Source organism: Neorhizobium sp. BETTINA12A (assembly GCF_023006485.1).
In the GTDB taxonomy this organism is placed as follows: Bacteria; Pseudomonadota; Alphaproteobacteria; order Rhizobiales; family Rhizobiaceae; genus Neorhizobium.
On sequence record NZ_JALBGW010000272.1, the window covers coordinates 1 to 3842 of the forward strand.

Annotated in this window: 3 protein-coding genes; all 3 read left to right on the forward strand. The window is 64.7% G+C overall.

The features are described from left to right. The first annotated feature begins 134 nt into the window (after nt 1–134). On the forward strand, nt 135–1139 hold the full coding sequence (locus tag MOV61_RS29040; protein ID WP_247139064.1) for an NADPH:quinone reductase: 1005 nt from the start codon (nt 135–137) through the stop codon (nt 1137–1139). A gap of 47 nt (nt 1140–1186) precedes the next feature. After that, a complete protein-coding gene (locus MOV61_RS29045; protein WP_247139065.1) occupies nt 1187–3025 on the forward strand; it encodes a hydantoinase B/oxoprolinase family protein in 1839 nt (612 codons plus the stop codon). Beyond that, nucleotides 3012–3842 (forward strand): hydantoinase/oxoprolinase family protein (locus tag MOV61_RS29050; protein ID WP_247139066.1); only part of this gene is annotated, 831 nt, incomplete at its 3' end. The genes MOV61_RS29045 and MOV61_RS29050, both read left to right, overlap by 14 nt.

The following is a 3842-nucleotide window of genomic DNA, read 5'->3' on the forward strand; positions in this document are numbered from 1 at the left end:
GCAATCCACCCTCCGGCTGCGTTTTTCGCGACCGCTGTCCGGCAGCCCATGCGCGCTGTGCGGCCGAGGTGCCCCACCCGAAACCGGTCGGTACCCGCACCGTCGCCTGTCACCTGTACTAATTGGAGTTGTTGATGCTTGCCGCTTCCTACACATGCACCGGTCCCGCTGCGGAGGTTCTCTCCGTGGCTGAGATGGCTGCACCGATCGCCGGTCCCGGCGAGGTGCTGGTGCGTGTGCATGCGTCCGGCATCAATCCTGCCGACGTGAAACGCCGTGGCGGCTGGCGCGGCATGGGCATGGATCACAAGCTGATCATTCCGCATACGGACGGTGCGGGGGAGATCATCGCAGCCGGAGCAGGCGTCGATCCGGCGCGCATCGGCGAACGTGTCTGGATGTGGAATGCCCAGGGCGGATACGGCGAGGCGGGCCGCGCTTTCGGCACGGCGGCCGAATTCATCGCCATCGCCTCCCACCAGGCCGTGAAGCTTGCCGATGCCTTGAGTTTCGTCGACGGCGCCAATCTCGGCGTGCCGGCCATGACCGCCTATCGAGCCGTCTTCGCTGATGGCCCGGTGACCGATCAGACCGTCTTCGTCAACGGCGCGGCCGGTGCGGTCGGCCATTTCGCCGTTCAAATGGCGGTTGCCGGCGGCGCGCGGGTGATTGGTACGGCGAGCACGCCGGAAGCCGCGGCGCACGTGAGGCAAGCCGGCGCTTTCGCCACGATCGACCGCAAGCAGGAAGACATATCGGCCCGTATTCTCGAACTGACTGGGACCCAGGGCGTCGATCGTGTCGTCGAGGTCGATTTCGGGGCAAACCTGGAACTCGATGCCGCCGTCCTCAAGCGCAACGGCACCGTTGCCTCCTATTCGTCGAGCAGCAATCCGACGCCTGTTCTTCCCTACTACGCCTTTGCAGCCAAGGGCGCCAACCTGCGCTTCATCCAGGGTTTTCTGATCCCCGAGGATCAGCGACTGGCGGGTGCAAGGATGATCGCCGAGCTTGCCGATGCAGGCAGGCTCAAGGTCGCCATCGGCGCGACATTCCCCCTCGAAGACATCGCCAAGGCCCATGAGCGCGTCGAGCGCGGAAGTCTCGGCAATGTCGTCATTCTGATCGGGGGTGCCTAGTGAGCACCCGGTCGATCCATTCCACAGCATCCAACGAGGATTCCACGATGTACAATCCCAAGGAAAGCGAAAGCACGCCCGCCAGGGCGGTAAAACCGGAAGGGTCCGTCTGCGATCCCGTCTCGCTCGAAATCATCCGCGGCGCGATTGCCGCCGCCCAGTCGGAAATGGAAGCGCTGCTCGAGCGCACCGCGATCTCCGCCTTCATTCGCGAGAAGAAGGATTTTTATACGGCATTGTTCGACGGCGAAGGCGTCATGGCGGTCGGCTCCATGGTGCCGGTCTTCGGCGACATGACGGGCCCGGTCTTCGACAAGTTTCCGGCCGATACGATGAAGCCCGGCGATCTCTACTGGTACAATGACTGCTACGGTTCGCGCGGCGCGGTTTCCCATTCCAACGACCAGGTTTTGCTGGCGCCGGTCTTCAAGGACGGCAAGCGTTGCGCCTTCGTGATGAGCTGGGCGCATTTCGCCGATATCGGCGGCATGCGGCCGGGCTCGATCAGCCCGGACGCGACCGACATCTACCAGGAAGGCATCATCATCCCGGTCACCAAGCTGATGGACCAGGGCGTTACCAACGAGGCGACGCTGTCGATCTTCCATCGCAATTCCCGCTTCCCCGAACAGAGCATCGGCGACATGCGGGCGCTGATGGCAAGCGTCGACGTCGGCGTGAAGCGCATCGGCGAGATCCTCGACCGCTTCGGCTCCGATGTTGTGGAGGATGCGCTGGCGCAATTGCTCACCCGCACCCGCAAGCTGGTGCGCTCCAAGCTGGCCGAGACCTTCGGCTACGGCACGCACAAATTTACCGACGCGATCGACAGCGACGGCCATGGTAATGGCCCGTTCAAGATGCGCCTCGCGCTTACCCGCGAGAAGCTGGCGAATGGCGAGGACAAATTCACCTTCGATGCGACCGAGTCCGACGATCAAGCGCCCGGTCCGATCAACTTCCTGATGAACCGCGGTGTGCCGGGCATGGCGCTCGGTCTCTTCTATCTCGGGGGCGATCCGGGCCAGGTGTGCAATGCCGGCGGCCCGCAGGCGCTGGATGCGGTGAACCTTCGCCAGGGGTCCTTCCTGCAGCCGAACTTCCCGGCCTCGCTCGGCATGCGCGGCCTGACCATGATGCGCGTGCTGTCGGCGCTGAACGGGCTCGTCAATACGGCGGGCGGCAAGGCGCCGGCCTCCAATTCGGCCTATGTCATCACCATCATGCGCGGCGATTACGAGGATGACGCGGGCAAGCTGAAGCGCTTCCTGCTCGCCGATGGCATCGGCGTCGGTTACGGCGCGCGGCCGGATTCGGATGGCATCGACGCGGTCTATTTCGTAGCGCAGGAGAACTATCCGGTCGAGTTCCTCGAAGTCGGGTATCCGGTGCGCCTGCGCACCTACGGCATCGTCAAGGATTCCGGCGGCGCCGGCAAATATCGCGGCGGCTGCGGCATCATCCGCGAATACGAGATTCTTGCCGAAGACATGATGCTTGCGGTGCGCATTGACAGCGTCAAGAACCCGCCCTGGGGCATCAATGGCGGCATGGGCGGCGGTACCGGCCGCGTCACCATCAATCCGGGCCGGCCCGACCAGCGCATGGTTCCGCCGCTTTCGGACGGCAACAGGCTCGTCAAGGGCGACGTGCTGCGCATGGAGACCGGCGGGGGCGGCGGCTATGGCCATCCCTTCGACCGTAATCTCGATGCCATTCTCGAAGATGTGCTCGGCGGTTTCGTCAGTGTCGAGTCGGCCGAGCGCCTCTATGGCGTCGTCGTGAAGGGCACCAAGGTTGACCACGCGGCTACGGCCGCACTTCGCGCCACCCGTCCCGCTACCCGTGCATTCCATCGTCAGGAGTATGTCGATGTCCTCGCCTGAAACCTTTGTCGATACGTCCCTTTCCGTTGCCGTCGATATCGGCGGCACCTTCACTGACGTGGCCCTTCTCGACCGCGCCACCGGCAAGGTCTGGCGGGCGAAGACGCCGAGCGTGCCCTCCGATCCTTCGGAGGCATTCCTGAACGGCATCCGCCTGGCGCTGACCGATGCCGGCCGCGAGGCCTCCTCGCTCGGCCAGGTCCTGCACGGCACCACGGTCGCGACCAACATGATCCTGGAAGACAAGGGCGCCCGCACGGCGCTGGTCACCACCAAGGGTTTTCGCCATGTGCTGAACATCGGCCGCCAGGATATCCCCCGCAAGGCGAACCTTTACACCTGGGTGAAGCCGGAGCGGCCGGTGCCGGCGTCGCGTATAGTCGAGATCGACGAGCGCATCGCTGCCGGCGGTGCGGTTCTCGATGCGCTGGACGAGGACAGCGTACGGATTGCGGCCGAGGCGATCCGTGGAATGGACGTCGAGGCGGTGGCCATCTGCCTGCTGCATGCGTTTGCCAATCCGATCCACGAGAAGCGCGCGGCGGAGATTCTTCGCGCAGAACTGCCGCATCTCGCCGTCACCACCTCGACCGACGTTCTGCCTGTCGTGCGCGAATTCGAACGGACGCTGACGACCGTGCTCAACGCCACCGTCATGCCCGGCGTCACCACCTATGTGGGACGCCTCGAAAAGCGGCTTGAGGACGAGAAGGTCACAGCCCCGCTGCTGCTGATGCAGTCGAATGGCGGTGTCGCCGGTGCGGCCACCATCCGCCAGGCTCCGGCGCTGACGGCACTGTCCGGCCCCGCCGCCGGC

What these genes read in the sequence shown, in the direction of transcription:
- MOV61_RS29040 (WP_247139064.1), top strand. Translation starts at nt 135, where the DNA reads ATGCTTGCCGCTTCCTACACATGCACCGGTCCCGCTGCGGAGGTTCTC.
- MOV61_RS29045 (WP_247139065.1), top strand. Translation starts at nt 1,187, where the DNA reads ATGTACAATCCCAAGGAAAGCGAAAGCACGCCCGCCAGGGCGGTAAAA.